This is a genomic window from Pseudoalteromonas sp. G5_S1_14_S5, from assembly GCF_054968605.1.
This window is the reverse complement of sequence record NZ_JBQKUM010000003.1, coordinates 76,497-98,666: the sequence shown is the minus strand read 5'-3', so window position 1 is coordinate 98,666 and position 22,170 is coordinate 76,497. Positions and strand designations below refer to the sequence as shown.

Annotated in this window: 20 protein-coding genes; 14 read left to right on the top strand and 6 right to left on the bottom strand. The window is 46.3% G+C overall.

Annotated elements, in window-relative coordinates:
• Positions 1–431: 431 nt before the first annotated feature.
• Entirely contained in the window at positions 432–2,261 is a 1,830-nt protein-coding gene (gene typA, locus ACTRWI_RS01785; RefSeq protein ID WP_499128868.1) for a translational GTPase TypA, read from the top strand.
• Between the two features lie 161 nt (positions 2,262–2,422).
• On the opposite strand, the gene ACTRWI_RS01780 is transcribed toward typA, so the two are convergent.
• Positions 2,423–2,938, bottom strand: a complete 516-nt coding sequence (locus ACTRWI_RS01780; RefSeq protein WP_499128916.1) for an AAA family ATPase — start codon at positions 2,936–2,938, stop codon at positions 2,423–2,425.
• Positions 2,939–2,984: 46 nt separating this feature from the next.
• Positions 2,985–3,626: a DUF2959 domain-containing protein gene (locus ACTRWI_RS01775; protein ID WP_499128867.1), complete on the bottom strand. Its 642-nt coding sequence runs from the start codon at positions 3,624–3,626 to the stop codon at positions 2,985–2,987.
• A 254-nt stretch (positions 3,627–3,880) separates the two neighbouring features.
• Between ACTRWI_RS01775 and ACTRWI_RS01770 the strand changes: the two genes are divergently transcribed.
• From ACTRWI_RS01770 to ACTRWI_RS01760, 3 genes are read left to right on the top strand one after another with little or no spacing between them, the layout of a single operon-like run.
• Entirely contained in the window at positions 3,881–4,825 is a 945-nt protein-coding gene (locus tag ACTRWI_RS01770) for a virulence factor BrkB family protein (protein ID WP_499128866.1), read from the top strand.
• Positions 4,797–5,231: a D-aminoacyl-tRNA deacylase gene (dtd, locus tag ACTRWI_RS01765; protein WP_004741469.1), complete on the top strand. Its 435-nt coding sequence runs from the start codon at positions 4,797–4,799 to the stop codon at positions 5,229–5,231. The genes ACTRWI_RS01770 and dtd overlap by 29 nt, the downstream gene beginning before the upstream one ends.
• A gap of 16 nt (positions 5,232–5,247) precedes the next feature.
• Entirely contained in the window at positions 5,248–6,183 is a 936-nt protein-coding gene (locus ACTRWI_RS01760; protein ID WP_499128865.1) for a bifunctional GNAT family N-acetyltransferase/hotdog fold thioesterase, read from the top strand.
• A 47-nt stretch (positions 6,184–6,230) separates the two neighbouring features.
• Here ACTRWI_RS01760 and ACTRWI_RS01755 read toward each other — a convergent pair whose 3' ends face one another.
• The 4 genes from ACTRWI_RS01755 to hslR form a co-directional block, all read right to left on the bottom strand.
• Positions 6,231–8,198 carry an AsmA family protein gene (locus ACTRWI_RS01755; protein ID WP_499128864.1) on the bottom strand — a complete coding sequence of 656 codons (1,968 nt, stop codon included), beginning with the start codon at positions 8,196–8,198 and terminating at the stop codon, positions 6,231–6,233.
• 153 nt (positions 8,199–8,351) lie between these two features.
• Positions 8,352–9,968, bottom strand: coding sequence for a phosphoenolpyruvate carboxykinase (ATP) (gene pckA / locus ACTRWI_RS01750; RefSeq protein WP_499128915.1), 1,617 nt, complete (start codon positions 9,966–9,968; stop codon positions 8,352–8,354).
• A gap of 345 nt (positions 9,969–10,313) precedes the next feature.
• Positions 10,314–11,192, bottom strand: a complete 879-nt coding sequence (gene hslO, locus ACTRWI_RS01745; RefSeq protein ID WP_004741465.1) for an Hsp33 family molecular chaperone HslO — start codon at positions 11,190–11,192, stop codon at positions 10,314–10,316.
• A gap of 18 nt (positions 11,193–11,210) precedes the next feature.
• Complete coding sequence (gene hslR, locus ACTRWI_RS01740) at positions 11,211–11,597, bottom strand: ribosome-associated heat shock protein Hsp15 (RefSeq protein WP_499128863.1); 387 nt, start codon at positions 11,595–11,597, stop codon at positions 11,211–11,213.
• 288 nt (positions 11,598–11,885) lie between these two features.
• On the opposite strand from hslR, the gene gspC reads away from it, so the two are divergent.
• From gspC to gspL, 10 genes are all read left to right on the top strand, one after another.
• Positions 11,886–12,815 (top strand): type II secretion system protein GspC, encoded by a 930-nt coding sequence (gene gspC, locus ACTRWI_RS01735; protein ID WP_499128862.1) that lies wholly within the window; start codon positions 11,886–11,888, stop codon positions 12,813–12,815.
• Positions 12,816–12,856: 41 nt separating this feature from the next.
• Positions 12,857–14,884, top strand: coding sequence for a type II secretion system secretin GspD (gene gspD, locus ACTRWI_RS01730; RefSeq protein ID WP_499128861.1), 2,028 nt, complete (start codon positions 12,857–12,859; stop codon positions 14,882–14,884).
• Positions 14,884–16,386: a type II secretion system ATPase GspE gene (gene gspE, locus ACTRWI_RS01725; protein WP_499128860.1), complete on the top strand. Its 1,503-nt coding sequence runs from the start codon at positions 14,884–14,886 to the stop codon at positions 16,384–16,386. Before gspD ends, gspE begins: the two co-directional genes overlap by 1 nt.
• Position 16,387: 1 nt before the next feature.
• On the top strand, positions 16,388–17,608 hold the full coding sequence (gene gspF, locus ACTRWI_RS01720; RefSeq protein ID WP_499128859.1) for a type II secretion system inner membrane protein GspF: 1,221 nt from the start codon (positions 16,388–16,390) through the stop codon (positions 17,606–17,608).
• Positions 17,609–17,690: 82 nt separating this feature from the next.
• A complete protein-coding gene (gene gspG / locus ACTRWI_RS01715) occupies positions 17,691–18,134 on the top strand; it encodes a type II secretion system major pseudopilin GspG (protein ID WP_499128858.1) in 444 nt (147 codons plus the stop codon).
• A gap of 65 nt (positions 18,135–18,199) precedes the next feature.
• A complete protein-coding gene (locus tag ACTRWI_RS01710; protein ID WP_499128857.1) occupies positions 18,200–18,793 on the top strand; it encodes a prepilin-type N-terminal cleavage/methylation domain-containing protein in 594 nt (197 codons plus the stop codon).
• Positions 18,780–19,154, top strand: coding sequence for a type II secretion system minor pseudopilin GspI (gene gspI / locus ACTRWI_RS01705; RefSeq protein WP_499128856.1), 375 nt, complete (start codon positions 18,780–18,782; stop codon positions 19,152–19,154). Before ACTRWI_RS01710 ends, gspI begins: the two co-directional genes overlap by 14 nt.
• Before the next feature lie 58 nt (positions 19,155–19,212).
• Positions 19,213–19,926 (top strand): type II secretion system minor pseudopilin GspJ, encoded by a 714-nt coding sequence (gene gspJ, locus ACTRWI_RS01700; RefSeq protein ID WP_499128913.1) that lies wholly within the window; start codon positions 19,213–19,215, stop codon positions 19,924–19,926.
• On the top strand, positions 19,910–20,959 hold the full coding sequence (gene gspK, locus ACTRWI_RS01695; RefSeq protein WP_499128855.1) for a type II secretion system minor pseudopilin GspK: 1,050 nt from the start codon (positions 19,910–19,912) through the stop codon (positions 20,957–20,959). Before gspJ ends, gspK begins: the two co-directional genes overlap by 17 nt.
• A complete protein-coding gene (gspL, locus tag ACTRWI_RS01690; RefSeq protein WP_499128854.1) occupies positions 20,928–22,157 on the top strand; it encodes a type II secretion system protein GspL in 1,230 nt (409 codons plus the stop codon). Before gspK ends, gspL begins: the two co-directional genes overlap by 32 nt.
• Positions 22,158–22,170: the final 13 nt, after the last annotated feature.

Genomic DNA, 22,170 nt, shown 5'->3' with positions numbered 1-22,170 from the left:
CCATTAATTTCAATGCTTTACTTTTTGTTCTGTTTCGCCTGCCTCTAGTTTTGCACCAAAATGATCTTTGTTTGCACCATGTTGGTGCGTTTGTTTGTCGGTGCACCAAGATGAGACGAAAGCGAACACCATTCAGCAATGAATTGCAGACATTGTCAATCCACTTTTGTTATTTAACCGGAGTTTTGGCGAGTTACTCGCGTACGAGACGTTTTAGAACCCGACAGACTTTGCTAGTCAACACTGTACTAAGTCAAAGTTAAGCCAATGTGAATCGCTAACTGATAAAAAGGCTTTGGTTCAGATCACATATTTCTGGGGTTTTTGCTAGAATCTGGTATATTATTGACCGTTTTTTTAATCAAGCTAGTGGCACTAACCCTGATTGTAGAGGTGATGTGCGGCTACTTTTATGAGTGAATCGAGAATCCATGTCTACTCCACAGATTGATAAGTTAAGAAATATCGCAATTATCGCGCACGTTGACCACGGTAAAACAACGCTGGTTGATAAACTGCTACAACAATCAGGCACACTAGAATCTCGTGGTGAGACTGAAGAGCGCGTAATGGACTCGAATGACATCGAGAAAGAGCGTGGCATTACTATCCTTGCTAAGAACACAGCAATCGACTGGAACGATCACCGCATCAACATCGTAGATACTCCGGGACACGCGGACTTCGGTGGTGAAGTAGAGCGTATCATGTCTATGGTCGACTCTGTGCTACTGATCGTTGACGCAGTAGATGGCCCAATGCCTCAAACTCGTTTCGTAACGCAAAAAGCATTCGCACACGGCCTTAAGCCAATCGTTGTAATCAACAAGATTGACCGCCCAGGCGCACGTCCTGACTGGGTTATGGACCAAGTATTTGACCTATTCGACAACTTAGGTGCTTCTGACGAACAGCTAGACTTCAAAGTAGTTTACGCTTCAGCACTGAACGGTTGGGCTTGCCTAGAAGAAGGCGAAACTGGCGAAGACATGGAACCACTATTCCAAACTATCGTTGAACAAGTAGCAGCACCACAAGTTGACCTAGACGGTCCACTACAGATGCAAGTTTCTCAGCTAGATTACAGCTCTTATGTTGGTGTTATCGGTGTTGCTCGTGTAACTCGTGGTTCTGTTAAACCAAACCAGCAAGTAACTATCGTAAGCGCAGACGGTAAAACTCGTAACGGCAAAGTTGGCACAGTAATGGGCTACCTAGGTCTTGAGCGTCACGAAGTTGAACAAGCGAACGCAGGTGACATCATCGCAATCACTGGTCTTGGTGAGCTAAAAATCTCTGACACTATCTGTGCACAAAACGCAGTAGAAGCGCTTCCAGCACTGTCTGTAGATGAGCCAACAGTAACAATGACGTTCCAAGTAAACACGTCTCCATTCGCGGGTAAAGAAGGTAAGTTCGTAACTTCACGTAACATTCTTGAGCGTCTAGAGAAAGAACTGGTACACAACGTTGCACTTCGTGTTGAGCAAACAGACGATCCAGACAAATTCCGCGTATCAGGCCGTGGTGAACTTCACCTATCTATCCTGATCGAAAACATGCGTCGTGAAGGCTTCGAGTTAGCAGTATCTCGTCCAGAAGTAATCATCAAAGAAGAAGATGGTCAGCTAATGGAACCGTTCGAGACTGTAACTATCGACGTCATGGAAGAGCACCAAGGCGGCATCATGGAGAACATCGGTCTACGTAAAGGTGAGCTGACTGACATGTCTCCAGACGGTAAAGGTCGTGTGCGTATGGACTTCGTTATGCCATCTCGTGGCCTAATCGGTTTCCAAACTGAGTTCATGACTCTAACTTCAGGTTCTGGTCTTCTGTACCATACATTCGATCACTACGGTCCACACAAAGGCGGCGATATCGGCCAGCGTGTTAACGGTGTACTAATTTCTAACGGTATGGGTAAAGCGCTAACTAACGCACTATTCAACCTACAAGAGCGTGGTCGCATGTTCATCGGTCACGGTGTTGAAGTGTACGAAGGTATGGTTGTTGGTATCCACAGCCGTGACAACGACCTAACAGTTAACGTACTGAAAGGTAAGCAGCTAACGAACGTTCGTGCATCTGGTACTGATGACGCACAGGTTCTTACTCCGCCAATCATCATGACTCTTGAGCAAGCTCTAGAATTCATCGATGACGACGAGCTAGTAGAAGTAACACCTGAAAGCATCCGTATCCGTAAGAAGTTCCTAACGGAGTCGGATCGTAAACGTGCTTCACGTGCAGCGAAATAATCAGATTTAACTGATTGAATTTAAAAAGCCCCGAGTAGCGATGCTGCTCGGGGCTTTTGTTTTTTAGTTAGCTAAGTTACGAGATGCGGGATACGAAGAGCCTGTTCGATATCTATTTAGCGAATCGTCACTCCAGAATCGAGGAGTGAGGTATCTGGAATCTAGCTTTTAATTCCCAGGTGGCTTTCAACGAACTGCACTCGCTCAGCGACCGACATAAACGGCACTTCAACTACCTCATACCCAAGCTCTTGATAGACGTTGACTAGCGCGTGGTGAATCTCTAACGCTTCTTCAAATGGGTAAGGGCGCACTTCATCTTGAACATAGATCGAAACCTCGGGGCGACAGAATAATACTTGAGAGTGGTAACCTTGGCTTGCTTCTTGGTTGGCCGCATCGATCTCTAAGTTAGCCTGAGCCAAATAGCCACAGATGTCGGGAATAGCGCGATCGAGAAAGGCTATCGGATGTTGATTGGCTTGGTCTTTTTGCTTGTTCATCACACCTAAACAAAGCTCAGCAAAGCCAGGAAGGTCTACCCAAGGTAAGATACCGTCTTTAAGCTGACTTTGCTGTTCTATTAATTGGCGAGAGGACTCTGCGAAGGTGGGGTAATCCGTATCAGCCAAGGCATTAATCAGAGTGGTTTTTTCGGCGCCAGGGCCGCCAGTTATAATGATTGGATTCGTACGGGCTTATCTTGTTTTGACTTTTCAGGCGTTACTTCTGGTTTAGCTGAGCAAGGAACTTATCCGATTCGGCAATTGCTGCATTCATCTGTTTGATCGCGTATGCGATGTCTTCTTCTAGACTCATAAACTCACCTTGCAGTGAGCCAACCGCACTCGCATTGAGGTTATGTTTTAGATAAAGGGTGTTGTCTCGAAGGGTATTGAGCACCGGATCCATCTTCTTCTCAGCGCGCTTCATGGCTGACAGCATGGTTTGGTAAGACGATTTAGTTTCACGCAGCTTTTGCTCACTCGAACGACGTAGAGAATTATTGGTGTAGAGATCGAGCTCGGTTTGCCACTCTTCAAACAGCGCATCAGATACATCTTCAATCGCAGCGATTCGGTCAGTCACATTTTGTGCCGCTTTTTCGCTGTCTTGGTATTTATCGTTTATCTTGTTGTACATGTCCTCTAGGTCGCCGCCACTGAAATGAGTCAGGCTACTGAGTGCTTTAAGTGTGCTGGTAAACTCTTTCTGAGCATCCTGCTGCGACTCTTTTGCATCTTCTACTCTGTCGACCATGATGTCACGTTTGTGATAACCCACTTGCTCCATTGTAGAGTAATAAGCGGATTGACATCCAGTAAGAGTAAAAATAGAGAGGACTATCCCTATTAAATAAGGCATCCTTGTTTCCTATAGTTAACTAGGGCATGTTGATCTTTCGAGCTGGGCGCCCCCGCAAAAAGCGTTTTACTCTTTGTTGAGGGAGATTTGCTTAGAATGACTAGGCTACTTCTCCCTCGCCGCGATTAAAATGCTTTTGACTAGGCGTCCCCGTCTGAACAAAATTTAACCACGAAAGGTCAGCGCGCCCTAATACCAATTGTAGTAAATCACTTACTCTCTGTGATTGGTATAACGGATTATTAATGAGAACTATGAACAAGTTACCAGGGAGTTACAAGTTGAAGATAACAAAGGTCGGCATACTTAGTACCCAGTATTTTCGCTACCTTTTAGCACGTATGACGCATGATCGAGTCAATGTGAATGCGGGCTATTTGGCGTACATTACCTTGCTTTCCATCGTACCCATGTTGACGGTTTTGCTTTCTATCTTGTCATCATTTTCCGTATTCGCTGATATGGGGGTCGAAATTCAAAACTTCATCATTACCAATTTTGTCCCTGCATCAGGGGATGCGGTGCATGGCGCCTTGTTAGAGTTTGTCGCTAACACGGGTAAAATGACGGCGGTTGGTGGTGCGTTCTTATTTATCGCTGCGCTAATGCTTATCTCAAACATCGATAAGAACCTAAATTACATCTGGCGTGTCACTGAGAAGCGACGTGCCGTACTGTCGTTCTCGATGTACTGGATGGTGCTCACTCTCGGGCCAATCTTGGTTGGGGCGAGCATTGCAGCTACCTCATATGTGACATCATTAAGCTTGCTACAAAACGAAGTGGTGTCTGGTGCCTTTAATACTCTGATTCGCAAACTCCCTCTGATTCTCTCTTTTTTTGCGTTCTTTGGTTTATACCTATTGGTACCTAACAAGAAAATCCACTTTTCTCATGCAGCCGCTGGCTCTTTGGTGGCGGCATTACTGTTCGAACTTAGTAAGAAAGGCTTCGCTGCTTACATTACTCAGTTCCCTTCATATCAGGTGATCTATGGTGCATTGGCGGCGATTCCGATTCTGTTTGTTTGGGTTTATTTATGTTGGTTGATCGTGCTAGTGGGTGCTGAGGTGACGGCTGCGCTTGGTGAGAAGGAAGAGTGGAGTGGGACGCAAAAAATAATGGTACACTCCACGGATAACGACAAAATCACAGATCAAGGAAACAACAGTGATAGCACTGATTCAGAGAGTAAGTGAAGCTGCCGTCCGTGTTGATGGCGAAGTAGTTGGTGAGATTGAACAAGGCTTATTAGTACTATTAGGCGTAGAAAAAGGTGATGACGAAGCCAAAGCGAAGCGTTTGATGGAACGAGTGACGACTTATCGTGTCTTTGGAGATGAAGACGATAAAATGAACCTCAACGTGAAGCAGGTGAATGGCAAGGTGTTAGTGGTTTCTCAATTCACACTGCCAGCCGATACCAAAAAAGGCACACGAGCAGGCTTTTCTCGTGGCGCTCATCCAGAAGATGCCGAGCGTCTTTACAATTATTTTTCTGACCAATGTGAATCAGTGTTGCCAACGGAACGTGGCCGATTTGCAGCCGACATGAAAGTGTCTCTGGTTAATGATGGTCCAGTAACATTCTGGCTGCAGGTTTAAGCTTAAAGGAATAAGCATGTTTAAACTCATAACTCCAACCACCGAAAATCAACTGAACAAGTATTATCATTTTCGTTGGCAGATGTTGCGTGAACCTTGGCGAATGCCGGTAGGTTCCGAGCGTGACGAATACGATGGCATGAGTCACCATCGTATGATTGTAGATGGCCGAGGTCGTCCAATGGCGATTGGCCGTCTGTATATCACCCCAGATCTTGAAGGTCAGATCCGCTATATGGCGGTAAAAAACTCTCGCCGTAGCAAAGGTATGGGTTCACTGATCTTAGTCGCATTAGAGTCTCTGGCTCGTCAAGAGGGCGCGAAACGCTTGGTGTGTAATGCGCGTGAGGATGCGATCTCATTCTACGAGAAGAACAGCTTTGAACGCCGTGGTGAGATTAACGATCAACGTGGCCCGGTGCGTCACCAGCAGATGGTAAAGCATCTCGATCCAATGGCGGACGTACTGCGCAAACCAGAATGGTGTAATGAGCTTCAGCAGCGTTGGGAGCATCAGATCCCTATCAGCGATAAGATGGGCATCAAGATAAACCAGTACACAGGTTATCAGTTCGAGTGCAGTGCTCAGCTAAACCCAAATTTGAACCCGCACAACACCATGTTTGCAGGCTCGGCGTTTACTCTGGCGACACTGACGGGGTGGGGTATGACGTGGCTGCTGATGAAAGAGCGCGGTCTGACGGGCGATATCGTTCTAGCTGACAGTAATATTCGTTACCGTCATCCTGTGGAGCAAAACCCTGTCGCCTCAACTTCTTTAGATGGTATCAGTGGTGACTTGGATCGCCTCGCATCAGGAAGAAAGGCACGTATCATTATTCACGTCACAATCCATAGTGGTGATGTAGAAGCCGTAGAGTTTACCGGAACCTACATGCTTATCCCTGACTACAAGAAGATCCTGTCAAGTGACAGCAAGGTGAGCGAATAACTTCACGCCCGCTTGATAATAGGTTGAGTTATGGATTGAAAGCGCTACTACTTTGAAGTGGCGCTTTTTTGTTGACAGTCATTAATCGCAGTGTACTCCGGTTGATCAAGCTTGCCAGAGATTTGGTTGCATGGGTCGGATAGTATAATCGAGAGAGTGTGTTGCCTCGTTTTAAGCAGGTCTAGTTCTCCAGATACCTCACCATTTAAAGTTTGGACTCTCTGTGAACCTCCCTCTGCAGCGGATGCACCAGTAATGTGCATCGGTTGAAGCGTGAAGCGACCACGGTCAAAACTCGCGCTGATTTCAGGGATTTCAAACACGTTATCGATAGAGGTTTCAGAAAGCGTATCGTTAAAGGTCATCACCCCCTGGCGAACGCTGCCTTTAAGTTGGCCAGTGGCTGAATAGCCCAGCATGAGTGAATCGCCGTAGAGACCAGAAGCTTTCAGCTCAAATTCACCATAGCCAGTGGCATCGAGTGGTAAGTCGAATTGCTGCAACATTGGTGAGATAGGTAAGCCATCCACTGAGATATCGACACTCCACGGTTTGCTGATTTGGTTAAAATCGAGTGTCGCACTAGCTTCGATATAACCCTGCTTAAGTGGAGCAAATAGGCGTGTTAGCGTCCATTTCCCTTGGTTACTGTTCATCTCAATTACAGGTTGAGCGCTGAGAATGCTTTGATAGCTGGCATCGTTCGCACTGGCCATCAGTTCTCCTTGCCACAATCCTAGCTTTCTATCTTGCAGCAGTTGAACTTGATGTCCTTCAATGTACAGTCCAGAGACTTGCCAGTAAGGCTTTTGTGCAAGTTGGATGATTTGGGTGCGTTCTACATTTAATCGGTCTATAGAGGCTTGCTGAAGCTCTTTAAGCCAGGGTGAGAGGCGCGCTACTGGCTGCGGCTTATTTTGGCTGTCCGTGATCCATTTAATGCCTTGTAGGTCGAGCTGCGCCAATCTAATGCTGCTAGAGGTAACTTTACCATTGAGCTGAACGGTACCTTGCAGAAATTGAGTATAGAAATCTTCAATCAGTATTTGGTTTGGCTCTAGGCTTAGCTTGATATTTAGCCCGATGAAGATGTCATCATCAACAGTGACCCCTTCGGCTTGCAGCGAGAAAAGCGCTTTCTGTTGTCGCCAAAGCTCGAAAGGCAATTTGATGTTTTCTAGTGAAGCGTCAAAGGCCGCAAGGTGCCCGCTTGGCCATTCGATGTCGCTGTGTAAAATATCTAAGTTGTTGATATAGTTGATACGAATGCCCGCTACGTCCCACTCTTTGCTTAATAGGCTCTGGCTTTGCTGCTGGTTGAGGCGTAAGCCATCTATAGTGACATTCACTAGTGACCAATCATGTTTAAATTGTTCTGCTTGTCCTGAAATTTTGGCACCGCGCCATTCAAATGAAGCGCCATAAAGGGTGCTGTCGCTTGGTTTAAGGTCAAGGTCGATCAGAAGATTATCGAAGGCTTCACCTTGCCAATAGAGCTGCGAAGCGGAAAGTTGGGTTTTGCCGTAAGGCAGCAGTGTCTGATTATTGCTAAAGGTTGGCTCGGCGATCTGTAGATCGATGCCCTGCACATTAAAGCTGTTGGTCGAAAAATCCAGATTATTGATCGCCAACTGGCGGAGCCTGAGGTTTTGCTCGTTTAACAGTGGTGAGAGCGTTTCTAGATCGTTCGCTTCCAACTGGATACCACTGATTAATAAAGAGTCTAAGACCAGTTTGGCTTCAATGAGAGAGTCGGGGCTGAACCAGAGATCGACCTTATCGATATACAGAGGTGGTTGCTTTTCTGGTTGGGTATAGGTGATTCCCATTAGGGTGATGTGATAAGGCGCTTGATACTCGACATCTTCAATGACCACCGGTTGGTCAACCGCGTGCTTGATAAAAAAGTTAGCAACATCCGCACGGTATTGAGTCTGTAGACTTAATAGCAACGCTGCGAGAACCGCAACGGCGATAGCCAACACAATGCCAAACACCATGAATACCTTTTTCATTCCCTGAAAGCCTTACATTTCAATAGTCTTAAAATAGAGTGGAACAAAAAGGGGCAAGCATCAACAAAAAAGCCCCTCAAAAGAGGGGCTTGCTACAAAAATATCGTTTTAAATGGGCGTTCGCTTTTGGCTTAGCCCGAGCAGATGCTGGGATTAGTCTAGTTGTGGGCCCGCCACAACCAGTGACTTACCTTCAGCGTTGTCAGTGTACTTATCAAAGTTGTTGATGAAGCGCTCTGCTAGATCTTTCGCTTTGCTTTCCCATTGTAGTGGGTCTGTGTACGTGTCGCGTGGATCTAGGATCGCAGGGTCCACATCGTGCAGCGCTAGAGGCACTTCTAGGTTGAACATAGGGATAACCTTAGTCTCAGCCTGGTCGATAGAACCATCTAGGATAGCATCGATGATGCCACGCGTATCTTGGATAGAGATACGTTTGCCAGTACCGTTCCAACCTGTGTTTACTAGGTAAGCTTCAGCGCCTGCTGCTTCCATGCGTTTCACAAGTACTTCAGCGTACTGAGTTGGGTGAAGCGTTAGGAACGCCGCGCCAAATGCTGCAGAGAAGGTTGGAGTCGGCTCTGTGATACCGCGCTCTGTACCCGCCAGTTTCGCTGTGAAACCAGATAGGAAGTGGTACTTCGTTTGCTCTGGAGTCAGTTTAGAAACTGGTGGTAGTACACCAAATGCATCAGCAGTCAGGAAGATAACCTTTTGAGCGTGACCTGCTTTTGATACTGGCTTAACGATGTTGTCGATGTGGTGAATCGGGTAAGAAACACGAGTGTTTTCTGTTTTAGAACCGTCATCAAAATCGATAGAACCATCGCCACGAACCGTTACGTTTTCTAGCAGTGCATCACGACGGATGGCATTGTAGATTTCTGGTTCTGCTTCTTTAGATAGACGGATCGTCTTCGCGTAACAACCGCCTTCAAAGTTGAAGATGCCGTCGTCATCCCAACCGTGCTCATCATCACCGATTAGCTCACGTTTAGGGTCTGTTGATAGTGTTGTTTTACCTGTGCCCGATAGACCGAAGAATACCGCTACATCGCCTTTCTCGCCGACGTTTGCACTACAGTGCATTGAAGCGATACCTTGCAGAGGAAGTAGGTAGTTCATCATTGCGAACATGCCTTTCTTCATCTCACCGCCGTACCAAGTACCACCGATGATTTGAACACGCTCTGTTAGGTTGAATGCTACGAAGTTCTCAGAGTTTAGGCCCTGTTTTTCCCAGTTAGGATTGGTTGTTTTGGCACCGTTCATTACCACGAAGTCAGGTTCGAACGTTGCTAGCTCTTCGTCAGTTGGACGAATGAACATGTTCTTAACGAAGTGCGCTTGCCACGCTACTTCTGTGATAATACGTACGCTTAAGCGCGTATCTGGGTTAGCACCACAGTAACCGTCAATGACAAACAGGCGCTTGCCGGATAGCTGAGTTGTTACAAGCTCTTTTAGCTCATTCCATACTTCAGTTGTGATCGGTTTGTTATCGTTTTTGCCTTGATCTGACCACCACATGGTATCGCGGGTCGTGTCATCTTTAACAATGTACTTATCTTTCGGTGAGCGGCCAGTAAAGATACCAGTGTCAACAGCAACAGCACCTAGTTCCGTTACTACGCCTTTTTCGTAGCCTTCCAAACCTGGCAGTGTTTCTTCAACGAATAACTGCTCATAGCTAGGATTGCGAAGAACTTCGGTAACGCCAGTAAGTCCGTGCTTAGTTAGATCAATTTGTGCAGCCTTAGTATGTTCCATAACGGTCATAGGTGCTCCTTGTAGGATATTTTGTAGGGATTTTGTATTAATTTTTTATTGTTATCTGCTCACCATGGTAGCAACGAGACTCGGGGGAAATAGGGATACAGCTCAAAAAATATCCATATTAACCATGGGGTTTAAGTGCCTCGTCACATATTGGCCTAATTAGTCTATCCTGTACGCAAACCTTTGCGCTAGGGGCGGAAACATTATTAATTGATTAAAATTAAGCAGTGATTTTATTACGAGGTGTTACGAAGTTTGCGCTGTTTTGATCACAAAAAAGGCCAGCTTAGTGCTGACCTTTTTGGGGTAAATTACGTGTTTTTGGTACGGCGTAAATTAATGAACCGTATTGCTGCCTTTATCTGCTGCTTCTGCATACAGTGCATCAACATCGTTCTTGTCGAACGAGTAATTCGTACCGCAGTAATCACAGTGAAGAGCGACGCTACCTTCAGTACTTAGGATGTCGTAAATCTCTTCTTGAGCAACGGTAATAATGGCTGCAGCGCTTCGTTCACGAGAACAACCACAGAAGAACTCAACTGGCTGTGGTGTGAAAAGTTGTACTTTCTCTTGGTTGTACAAACGGTAAAGCAGTTCGTTTGCTTCTAGAGAGAATAGCTCTTCGTTTTTCACTGTGTCTGTTAGCTGCTCTAGGTGCTCGAAGTCATTTGGAGTACCAGTGCCGTCAGGCATAACTTGTAGCAACATGCCCGCAGCGTGTGCTTTGCCTTCGTGTTCACCGGTACGTAGCCATAGACGAGTCTTAAGTTGCTCAGAGTTTGCGAAGTAACCTTCAAGTACTTGAGCTAGTGTGTCGCCTTCAAGACCAACGATACCTTGGTAGCGTTCACCTTTCTTAGGATCGATAGTGATCACTAGGTGGCCTTTACCCATTAGGTCGTGTAGGCCAGCATCATCAGCGATGTCACCTTCAAAACGAGCAACACCACGGATCTTTTGGTTATGATCGCCATTGATAACTGCTAGAGATACTGGGCCATCACCTTGCAGCTGCATGGTGATAGAGCCTTCAAATTTTAGGGTCGCAGTCAGTAGCGTGGTTGAAACCAATAGCTCACCCAGCAGCTTTTGTACTGGAGCTGGGTATTCCTTGCTAGAAATAATCTGTTGGTACGCTTCATCCATTTGTACCAATTCACCACGTACTGATAGGTCTTCAAATAGGTAGCGATTTAAAACATTGTTTGCCATTTGGCTATTCCTTCTAGCTTATTGATGCTTGAACTTAATGATGTCACGACGTTGCTTTTTATCAGGGCGATGCTCTGGAGCTGGGTTATGTGCGTTTAGCTTGCGTTGTTTCGCAAACTCTTCTCGTTTCGCCAAGCTCTCGGTGGTTTCTTCATAGAGGGTTTGAGCGATCGGCGCTCCGCCACGGTGGGCTGAAATTTTCTCGATCGTTACCGTCTTTTCCTCATTACCTTGGCGCAGTGTAATAACTGCCCCAAGTTCGACAATCTTACTTGGCTTGCTGCGCTGACCATTATAGTGGACTTTGCCCCCATCGACCATATTACGAGCAATAGAGCGAGTTTTGTAAAAGCGTGCTGCCCACAACCATTTATCGAGTCTGACAGCTTCATTAGAAGTTTTCATATAGGGCTGTACCTTATTTAGTGAAAAATGAATTCGGTTTAACTGTTATGAACAGTACGCAACATGTTTTTGATGATGCTTATCACGTTAGGTAGAGGTTTTATGTGGAGGCAGTTAGCATTTTTTTCAAGTTATAGAGCAAAACTGCTATGCAATGCCGATTTATTTATTTGCTATGATATACTTAAAAGCCTTATGCTTAAATAGGCTCGGTATCGAACGAATGAATAAAAAAGCAAAAAATTTAATAGTTTGCAGCATTTGTTGTCATCAGAAGGGGCAAGGGAAGTGAACCTTTTAGAGCTCAAAAATAACGCAGGGAACTCTCCTGTGTTGATCCGCTTGTTAGAGAATGGATTGGTACTTCAGCAGCAGTTGAGTGTTTTGTCTTGTAGTGTACTTATTGCCGCTTCAGCATGGATTGTAGGGCAGCTTGTCTGGTTTGTTGAACCCGTTGAGCAAACGATTGTGCCTTGGCAAGCAATGGTATCGTCGACAGCCACGTCTCAGTCGACTCTCGACATGTCTTCTTTGCAACAGAGTCATATGTTTGGAACCTATAACCCAAACAAGCCTAAACCTGTGGTGGTTGAACAACCATTGGTTAAGGATGCCCCTAAGACACGCCTTAATTTGGTACTAGTGGGTGTGGTCGCCAGTTCTAATCCAGAGTTGAGCTTAGCGGTAATTGCCAACCGGGGTAAACAAGCGACTTATGGGAGCAACGAACAAATAGAAGGCACCAAAGCTCAACTTAAAACGGTGTTAGCCGACCGCGTGATTATTGATAATTCAGGTCGCGATGAAACGCTGATGCTGGAAGGTATCGATTATAAGCGTTTAGCAGTATCTGAACCCACACCACGCCGTGCCTCTTCTTCAGTGCGTGGTAACAACCCAGCTTCTGCAGAAGAGAAGCTTGATGGAATTAAAGCGAAGATAATGAAAGATCCACAACAAATCTTCCAATATGTTCGATTGTCTCAGGTAAAACGGGACAATAGTGTGATTGGTTATCGTGTGAGCCCCGGCAAAGATTCAGCACTTTTCAACTCTGTGGGGCTTCAAAACGGAGACATCGCCACTCAGTTAAATGGTCAAGATCTTACAGATCCAGCCGCGATGGGTGAAATATTCCGTTCAATCTCAGAACTGACAGAGTTAAATCTGGTCGTTGAGCGAGCTGGGCAACAACACCAAATATTTATTGAATTTTAAAACTTTGTGTCTAAAGAAAGACAAAAGTGTAGGAGAAGCACGTGAAGGATTGGTTTAATAAAAGTGCATGGATATTAGCAGGATGCTTGATGTGCACACCCGCCGCTATCGCTGATGACTTTAGTGCTAGTTTTAAAGGCACTGATATTCAAGAATTTATTAATATTGTTGGCCGCAATCTTGATAAAACGATCATCGTTGACCCATCGGTACGCGGAAAAATTGATGTACGCAGTTATGATGTACTCAACAAAGAGCAATATTACAGCTTCTTTTTAAACGTATTAGAGGTTTATGGCTACGCTGTTGTTGAAATGGACTCGGGTGTACTCAAGGTCATTAAAGCCAAAGACTCTAAAACTTCTGCCATTCCCGTTGTCGGTGATAGTAGTAGAAAGTTGCCAGCTGACAGTGTGATTACTCGAGTTGTTGCAGTTCGTAACGTGTCCGTTCGTGAGCTTTCTCCATTACTTCGTCAATTGAATGATAATGCAGGTGCCGGTAACGTTGTGCATTATGACCCTGCCAATATCATTCTCATCACCGGTCGTACGGCGGTTGTAAACCGTTTGGCCGAGATCATCAAACGAGTTGACCAAGCGGGTGATAAAGATATTGAAGTCGTTGAATTGAAGCACGCTTCAGCCTCTGAGATGGTGCGCATTGTCGATGCTCTGAATAAAACCACCGATGCGAAAAACACCCCTGCGTTTCTACAGCCTAAATTGGTCGCAGATGAGAGAACCAACGCGATTCTTATCTCTGGTGATCCTAAGGTTCGTAGTCGTTTAAGAAAGCTGATTGAGCAACTTGATGTCGAGATGGCAACCAAAGGCAACAACCAGGTTATCTTCCTTAAATATGCAAAAGCAGAAGATCTAGTCGATGTGCTAAAAGGTGTTTCAGATAACCTGCAGTCAGAGAAGAAAACGTCAACCAAAGGTGCCTCAGCTCAACGTGATAAAGTCGTGATCTCGGCGCACAGCGATACCAACTCGTTAGTCATTACCGCACAACCAGACATCATGAACGCGCTACAAGATGTGATTGCTCAGTTGGATATTCGTCGTGCTCAAGTATTGATTGAAGCTCTAATTGTGGAGATGGCAGAAGGTGACGGCGTTAACCTTGGTGTGCAGTGGGGTAACCTAGAAACCGGGGCGATGATCCAATACGGCAATACTGGTGCATCGATTGGTGGTGTGATGGTAGGTTTAGAAGAGGCCAAGGATACGACAACCACGAAAGCGGTTTACGACTCTGACAATAACTTCTTACGCAATGAAAACACGACAGAAAAAGGCGATTATTCAACCTTAGCCAAAGCGCTTGGTGGCGTTAACGGTGCGGCAATGAGTCTAATGATGGGGGATTGGACGGCGTTGATTACCGCTGTGTCAACAGATTCAAACTCAAATATTTTATCGTCTCCAAGCATTACCGTCATGGATAACGGCGAAGCGTCGTTCATTGTCGGTGAAGAGGTGCCGGTATTGACGGGTTCTACTGCGGGCTCAAGTAACGACAACCCATTCCAAACCGTTGATCGTAAAGAAGTCGGTATCAAGCTGACAGTGGTACCGCAAATCAACGAAGGGGATTCGGTTCAGCTGAAAATAGAACAAGAGGTGTCGAACGTATTGGGTGCCAATGGCGCGGTTGATGTGCGTTTTGCCAAGCGTCAGTTAAATACGTCTGTCATAGTTCAAGACGGTCAAATGCTCGTCTTAGGGGGGCTGATTGATGAGCGTGCATTAGAGAGTGAATCTAAAGTCCCGTTATTGGGCGATATCCCAGTGCTTGGTCATCTATTCAAATCAACCAGAACGCAGGTTGAGAAGAAGAACCTAATGGTGTTCATTAAGCCAACCATTATTCGCGATGGTATGACGGCAGATGGCATCACTCAGCGTAAATACAACTTCATCCGTGCTGAGCAGCTGTATAAGTCTGAACAAGGTTTGAAACTGATGGATAACGATCATATTCCTGTGTTACCTAAATTTGGTTCAGAGAAGAATCATCCGGCTGAAATCCAAGCCTTCATTGATCAGATGGAAACAGAATAATGGCTGAATTGGTAGGGGCGGCACGTACTTATCAGCGCTTGCCGTTTAGCTTTGCAAATCGTTATAAAATGGTGCTCGAGTATCAGCATCCAGAGCGGGCGCCGACACTGTATTACGTTGAACCTCTGAAATCCGCCGCCATTATCGAGGTGGCTCGTGTAGTAAAAGAGGGGTTTACACCACAAGCGATAACGACAGACGAGTTTGATAAGAAGCTGACCGATGCGTACCAACGCGATTCTTCTGAAGCACGTCAATTGATGGAAGATATTGGTGCCGACAGTGATGACCTCTTCTCGTTAGCGGAAGAGCTGCCACAAGATGAAGACTTGCTTGAATCGGAAGGCGATGCACCCATTATCAAGCTCATCAACGCGATGTTAGGGGAGGCGATTAAAGAGGCGGCTTCGGATATCCATATCGAGACCTTTGAAAAATCGCTATCCATCCGCTTCCGTATTGATGGGGTATTACGTGATGTTCTCGCGCCAAGCCGTAAACTTGCGCCGCTGCTCGTGTCGCGTGTAAAGGTTATGGCTAAGTTGGATATTGCGGAAAAGCGCGTGCCACAGGATGGTCGTATCTCACTGCGTATTGGTGGCCGGGCAGTTGACGTTCGTGTATCAACCATGCCTTCATCGCATGGTGAGCGCGTGGTGATGCGTCTGTTGGATAAAAACGCCACTCGCCTAGATCTGCACAGCTTGGGCATGACGGCTGAGAACCACGAGAACTTCCGTAAACTGATTCAACGTCCGCACGGTATTATCTTGGTAACCGGTCCAACGGGCTCGGGTAAATCCACAACCTTGTATGCAGGCCTGCAAGAGCTCAATAGCAATGAGCGGAATATTCTCACCGTTGAAGACCCAATCGAATTTGATATTGATGGTATTGGTCAAACCCAAGTCAACCCTAAAGTTGATATGACCTTTGCGCGTGGTTTGCGTGCGATTCTTCGTCAAGATCCCGATGTGGTCATGATTGGTGAGATACGTGACTCAGAGACTTCTGAGATAGCGGTTCAAGCTTCTTTGACGGGCCACTTAGTGATGTCGACTCTCCATACCAATACCGCAGCAGGTGCCATTACGCGTCTGCGTGATATGGGGATCGAACCCTTCCTGATCTCGTCTTCACTGCTTGGTGTGTTGGCGCAGCGCTTAGTTCGTACCTTGTGTCACGACTGTAAAGAACCGTACGAAGCGGACAAAGAGACCAAAAAGCTTTTTGATTTGAAGAAGAAAGATAGCCTTACGCTTTATCATGCAAAAGGGTGTGAGCACTGTAACCATAAGGGGTACCGAGGTCGTACTGGTATTCATGAACTGTTAATTGTTGATGATTCGGTAGAGGAGTTGATTCATAGCGAGGCTGGTGAGCAAGCGATTGAGAAAGTCATTCGTGGCACCACCCCAAGTATTCGAGAAGATGGCTTAAGCAAAGTTCGCAAAGGGATAACGTCTCTGGAAGAAGTGATGCGCGTGACCAAGGAAGTCTAATATGGCGGTATTTGAATACAAAGCACTGGATGCCAAAGGCAAAAATAAAAAGGGGTCGATTGAAGCGGATAACGCTCGTCAGGCTCGCCAGCGCTTAAAAGAGCAAGGCTTAATGCCAGTCGAGATGACCGAAGCTAAAGCGAAGTCAGTAAAAGGTTCACAACCATCGACCAGCTTTAAGCGTGGTATCAGCACGCCCGACCTTGCTTTGATGACTCGCCAAATTTCCACTCTAGTCAAATCAGGCATGCCGTTAGAGGAGTGTTTAAAAGCCGTAGCAGAGCAATCGGAGAGGGCTCGCATTCGAACCATGTTACTGGCTGTTCGTTCTAAAGTGACGGAAGGCTACTCGCTAGCGGATAGCTTGGCGGATTACCCATATATCTTTGATGAACTATTTAGAGCCATGGTGGCGGCTGGTGAGAAATCCGGACACTTAGATGCGGTACTCGAGCGATTAGCCGATTACGCTGAAAACCGCCAGAAGATGCGCTCTAAGCTGCTGCAAGCGATGATCTACCCTGTTGTGCTGGTGGTGTTTGCGGTGACTATCGTTTCGTTCCTGCTAGCAACGGTAGTACCCAAGATCGTCGAGCCGATTATTCAGATGGGGCAAGAGCTTCCTCAATCCACCCAATTTTTATTAGCCTCGAGTGAATTTATCCAGAATTGGGGCATCCAATTACTGTTGTTGATCATTGGTGTGATTGTGTTGATTAAGACTGCGCTCAAAAGACCGGGCGTGCGTCTAAGCTGGGATAGAAAGTTGTTGAGTATTCCGCTGATCGGCAAGATAGCGAAAGGCATTAATACCTCTCGTTTTGCCCGCACACTTTCAATCTGTACTTCAAGTGCGATTCCAATCCTTGAGGGGATGAAAGTTGCGGTTGACGTTATGTCGAACCACCATGTGAAACAACAAGTATTACAGGCATCAGATAGCGTGAGAGAAGGGGCAAGCCTGCGGAAAGCACTTGATCATACTAAGCTCTTCCCGCCGATGATGCTGCACATGATTGCCAGTGGTGAGCAGAGTGGTCAATTAGAGCAGATGCTGACTCGTGCTGCCGATAACCAAGACCAAAGCTTCGAGTCGACGGTGAATATTGCTCTCGGCATTTTTACCCCGGCACTTATTGCTCTGATGGCGGGCTTGGTTCTGTTTATTGTGATGGCGACTCTGATGCCAATGCTTGAAATGAACAATTTAATGAGCGGCTAACACTGTTCGTAGAGCGTTTTTGGATTATCGAGAAGAAGGACAACATTCCCCTCAACTCGTTGTCTGTAATTTGGAGAAAATAATGAAAAATAAAATGAAGAAACAATCAGGCTTTACCCTACTAGAGGTGATGGTAGTTGTGGTTATCCTTGGCGTGTTGGCGAGTTTTGTTGTACCTAACCTATTGGGTAACAAAGAGAAGGCTGATCAACAGAAAGCCATCACAGATATCGTCGCGCTAGAGAATGCGCTGGATATGTACAAACTGGATAACAGCGTATACCCAACAACGGATCAAGGCCTTGATGCACTGGTCTCTAAGCCAAGCAACCCAGAGCCTCGTAACTACCGTGACGGTGGCTACATCAAGCGCCTACCTAACGACCCATGGGGCAATGAATACCAATACCTAAGCCCTGGCGATAACGGCACTATCGACATCTTTACTCTTGGCGCAGACGGCCAAGAAGGGGGGGAAGGTGTTGCTGCGGATATCGGCAACTGGAACATGCAAGATTTTCAGTAAGCTTAGGCGGATTGTCGCTTGATGCCGTTATGTGATGGTAGGACGCAAATAGAAGGAGTCGCAAGGTGAAAACTACGCACAAACAGCCAGGTTTCACCTTGATTGAGATTCTTTTGGTGCTGGTATTACTGTCAGTAACGGCGGTTGCTGTGATTGCGACCATTCCGACCAACAGTAAAGATGTCGCCAAAAAATACGCTCACAGTTTCTATCAAAGAATCCAGTTGCTTAGCGAAGAGGCGATTTTGAGTGGGCTGGATTTTGGTATTCGTATCGATGAAAACAAATCAACCTATGTTTTGATGACGCTGAAGTCTGAGGGGTGGCAGGAAACCGAATTCGAAAAAATCCCCTCTGTAACAGAGTTACCGGAAGAGCTTGCACTATCACTCAGCTTAGGTGGTGGTGCTTGGGCGGATGACGATCGATTATTCAACCCTGGAAGCTTATTTGATGAAGAGATGTTCGCTGACCTTGAAGAAGAAAAGGTACTTAAGCCACCGCAGGTTTTCATCTTATCGAGTGCTGAAGTGACACCATCTACCGTCTCTTTCTATCCCAATACAGGCGATAGCATAAAAGATGGGTGGCGCATTAAAGTGTCGGATAATGGTGTGATTCGATTGTTAGAACCAGGAGAAAAAGATGAAGAGGAATAACCGTTCCCCTTATCGCTCTCGTGGGATGACGCTGCTCGAGGTGTTGGTGGCGCTCGCGATCTTTGCTACCGCGGCGATCAGTGTGATTCGAGCGGTCACCCAGCACATCAATACACTGAGCTATTTAGAAGAAAAAACCTTCGCAGCGATGGTTGTTGATAATCAAATGGCTTTGGTGATGTTACACCCAGACAAGCTAAAAAAGACACAGGGCACGCAAGAGTTGGCGGGGCGAGAGTGGTTTTGGAAAGTTACCCCAATCGATACGGTCGATAATATGCTGAACGCTTTTGATGTCAGCGTGTCAACCAGCAAGCAAGCTTCCCCAGTCGTTACGGTGCGCAGTTATGTGGTTAACTAAGATGGTGTCGTTAATAAAGATAGTATCGTTAACTAAAAGAATGCGGTTAGTGAACAGCATGACGGCCAATAGCTGCATGCCTCGTAAACAAGGTCTACCTACAAAAGGGAGAGGCTTCACCTTAATCGAGGTGCTCGTCTCAATCGCTATCTTTGCCACGTTGAGTATGGCGGCCTATCAGGTGGTCAATCAGGTGCAGAGAAGCAACGAGCTTTCACTTGAGCGCAGTACTCGTTTGAACCAACTGCAGCGCAGTTTAGTCATTTTAGATAATGATTTTCGCCAGATGGCAGTGCGACAGTTTCGTACTGATGGTGAGAAAGCATCATCCAAGCTGATTATAATGAAAGAGTACTTATTGGATTCCGATAGCATCGGTATCATGTTTACTCGTCTTGGTTGGCACAACCCACAACAGCAGTTTCCTCGAGGTGAAGTCACCAAAGTAGGCTATCGTCTTAAAGAAGAGACGCTCGAACGTGTATGGTGGCGCTACCCAGATACACCTGCAGGGCAGCAAGCGGTCATTACCCCTGTGCTTGATGATGTTGGGGCTTTGGAATTCGAGTTTTATGACGGAAACCGTTGGGCCAAAGAGTGGCGAACCGATAAGTTACTGCCTAAAGCAGTGAGGCTTAAGCTTACGTTAAACGATTATGGTGAGATAGAGCGTATTTATCTCACTCCAAATGGTACCCTAGCTCAGGTTGATGGTGACTCAGGTAGTGAATCTTCAGGCAGTGATGAGGATAAGAATGATGCGTCGAACTGATCAGCTTGCCTCAACAACACGAGCGCTGGGGCGGAATCAACGTGGTGTCGCGCTGATCATTATCCTGATGTTACTGGCTATAATGGCAACGATTGCTGGCAGCATGTCGGAGCGCTTGTTTACTCAATTTAAACGAGTTAGTAACCAATTGAATTACCAGCAAGCTTATTGGTATAGCATTGGCGTTGAAGCACTCGTGCAAGAGGGTATTAGGCTAAGCTATAAAGACAGTGATACGGTCAACCTAAGTCAGCCGTGGGCATTAGAAGAGCAGGTGTTCCCATTAGATTATGGACAAGTTAAAGGGCGTATTGTGGATGCGCAATCTTGTTTTAATCTTAATGCATTAGCGGGAGTGACAACCAATTCCAGTAACCAGACACCTTATTTAGTGACGGTTTGGCAGACCTTATTGGAAAACCAAGACATTGAGCCTTACCAAGCTGAGGTCATTGCGCATTCAAGCTGGGAATTTGTGGACAGCGATACTCAAGCAACCTCTTCGACTGGCGTTGAGGACAGCACTTATGAAGCGATGAAACCGTCTTATATTGCCCCAAATGGTTTCATGGCGGATGAGTCTGAATTGAGAGCCGTATATCAGGTGACTGGCGAGATCATGAAGAAGGTTCGTCCTTTTGTGTGTACCTTACCGACCGATAATTTTCGACTGAATGTGAATACATTGACGGAGCAACAAGCGCCGATACTGGAAGCGATGTTTGCGCCTGACTTGAGTGGGTCGGATGCGAAACAGCTGATTGATAAGCGCCCTTTTGATGGGTGGAATTCCGTGGATGAGTTCATGTCTGAGAGCGCCATTACCGCGGTGAGTGCTGAGGTCAGCAAAAAAGCAAAAGCATATTTGACTGTAGATAGTGCCTATTTTGAGCTAGATGCAGAGGTTTTAGTTGAGCAATCTCGTGTACGCATACGAGCGCTTTTCTATAGTAGCAATCGAGAAACTGTGACGGTGGTACGCCGTCGTTTTGGAGGGATCAGTGAGCGAGTTTCTGACCGTTCGACTGAGTAGCGAACCACAGAGCCCAGTGCAGTGGTTAGTTTGGTCGACAAGCCAACACGAAGTGATAGCAAGTGGTGAACTGTCTAGTTGGGAGCAGCTGGATGAGTTAACCCCTTATGCTGAAAAACGCAGTTGTATCGCTTTATTACCGGGAAATGAGTGCTTAATTAAGCGTGTTGAGATCCCGAAAGGTGCTGCTCGCCAGCTCGACTCTATGTTGCCGTTTTTACTAGAAGATGAAGTCGCGCAAGAGATCGAAGACTTACACCTAACCATTTTAGATAAAGACGCCACGCATGCCACCGTGTGTGGTACTGATCGTGAGTGGCTTAAGCGCGTGTTAGAGGCCTTCCGTAAAGTTAACATTATCTTTCGCAAAGTCTTACCTGACACCTTAGCGTTGCCTTTAGAAGTGCAGGGTATTAGTGCACTGCAGATCGATCAACATTGGTTATTGCGTCAAAGTACTTACCAAGCGGTATCGATCAATGAAGCATGGCTCGCGATGTTTTTAAAAAGTGATTGGGTGGCTGTCGATGGTAATGAGCAGTCACCAACGATTTTTAGCTACACCACGCTACCCAGTGATGACGTTCAACAACAAAGTGGCATAGAGTGGCAAACAAAGCCTGCTGAATTGGTGATGTCGTTACTGAGCCAACAAGCCATCAAAAGCCGCGTAAACTTACTGACGGGCACCTTTCAGCCCCAATCTTCATTCAGTAAGTACTGGCGAGTATGGCAAAAAGTAGCGATTGCAGCTTGTTTGCTGGTGGCGGTGATCGTTACCCAACAAGTCTTGAAGGTTCAGCAATACGAAGTACAAGCCGAAGCGTATCGAACGGAGAGTGAACGTATTTTTAGAAGCGTACTTCCGGATAAGCAGCGTATTCCGACGGTCAGCTACCTTAAGCGCCAGATGAATGACGAAGCGGCAAAATATGGTGGCTCTGGTGATGGTCATTCCTTACTAGGATGGCTAACGTTACTGCCAGAAACCGTCGGGCAAGTGAAAACCATCGAAGTGAATAGTATTCGCTATGACGGCAACCGCTCAGAGGTGAGATTGACAGCGAAAAGTTCTGACTTCCAGCATTTCGAAGCCGCGAGAGTGAAACTTGCAGAGAAATTTACCGTTGAGCAAGGGCCATTGAATCGTAATGGTGATGCCGTATTTGGTAGCTTTATCCTTAAACCCCGTCAATAAACAGCGTAAGGAG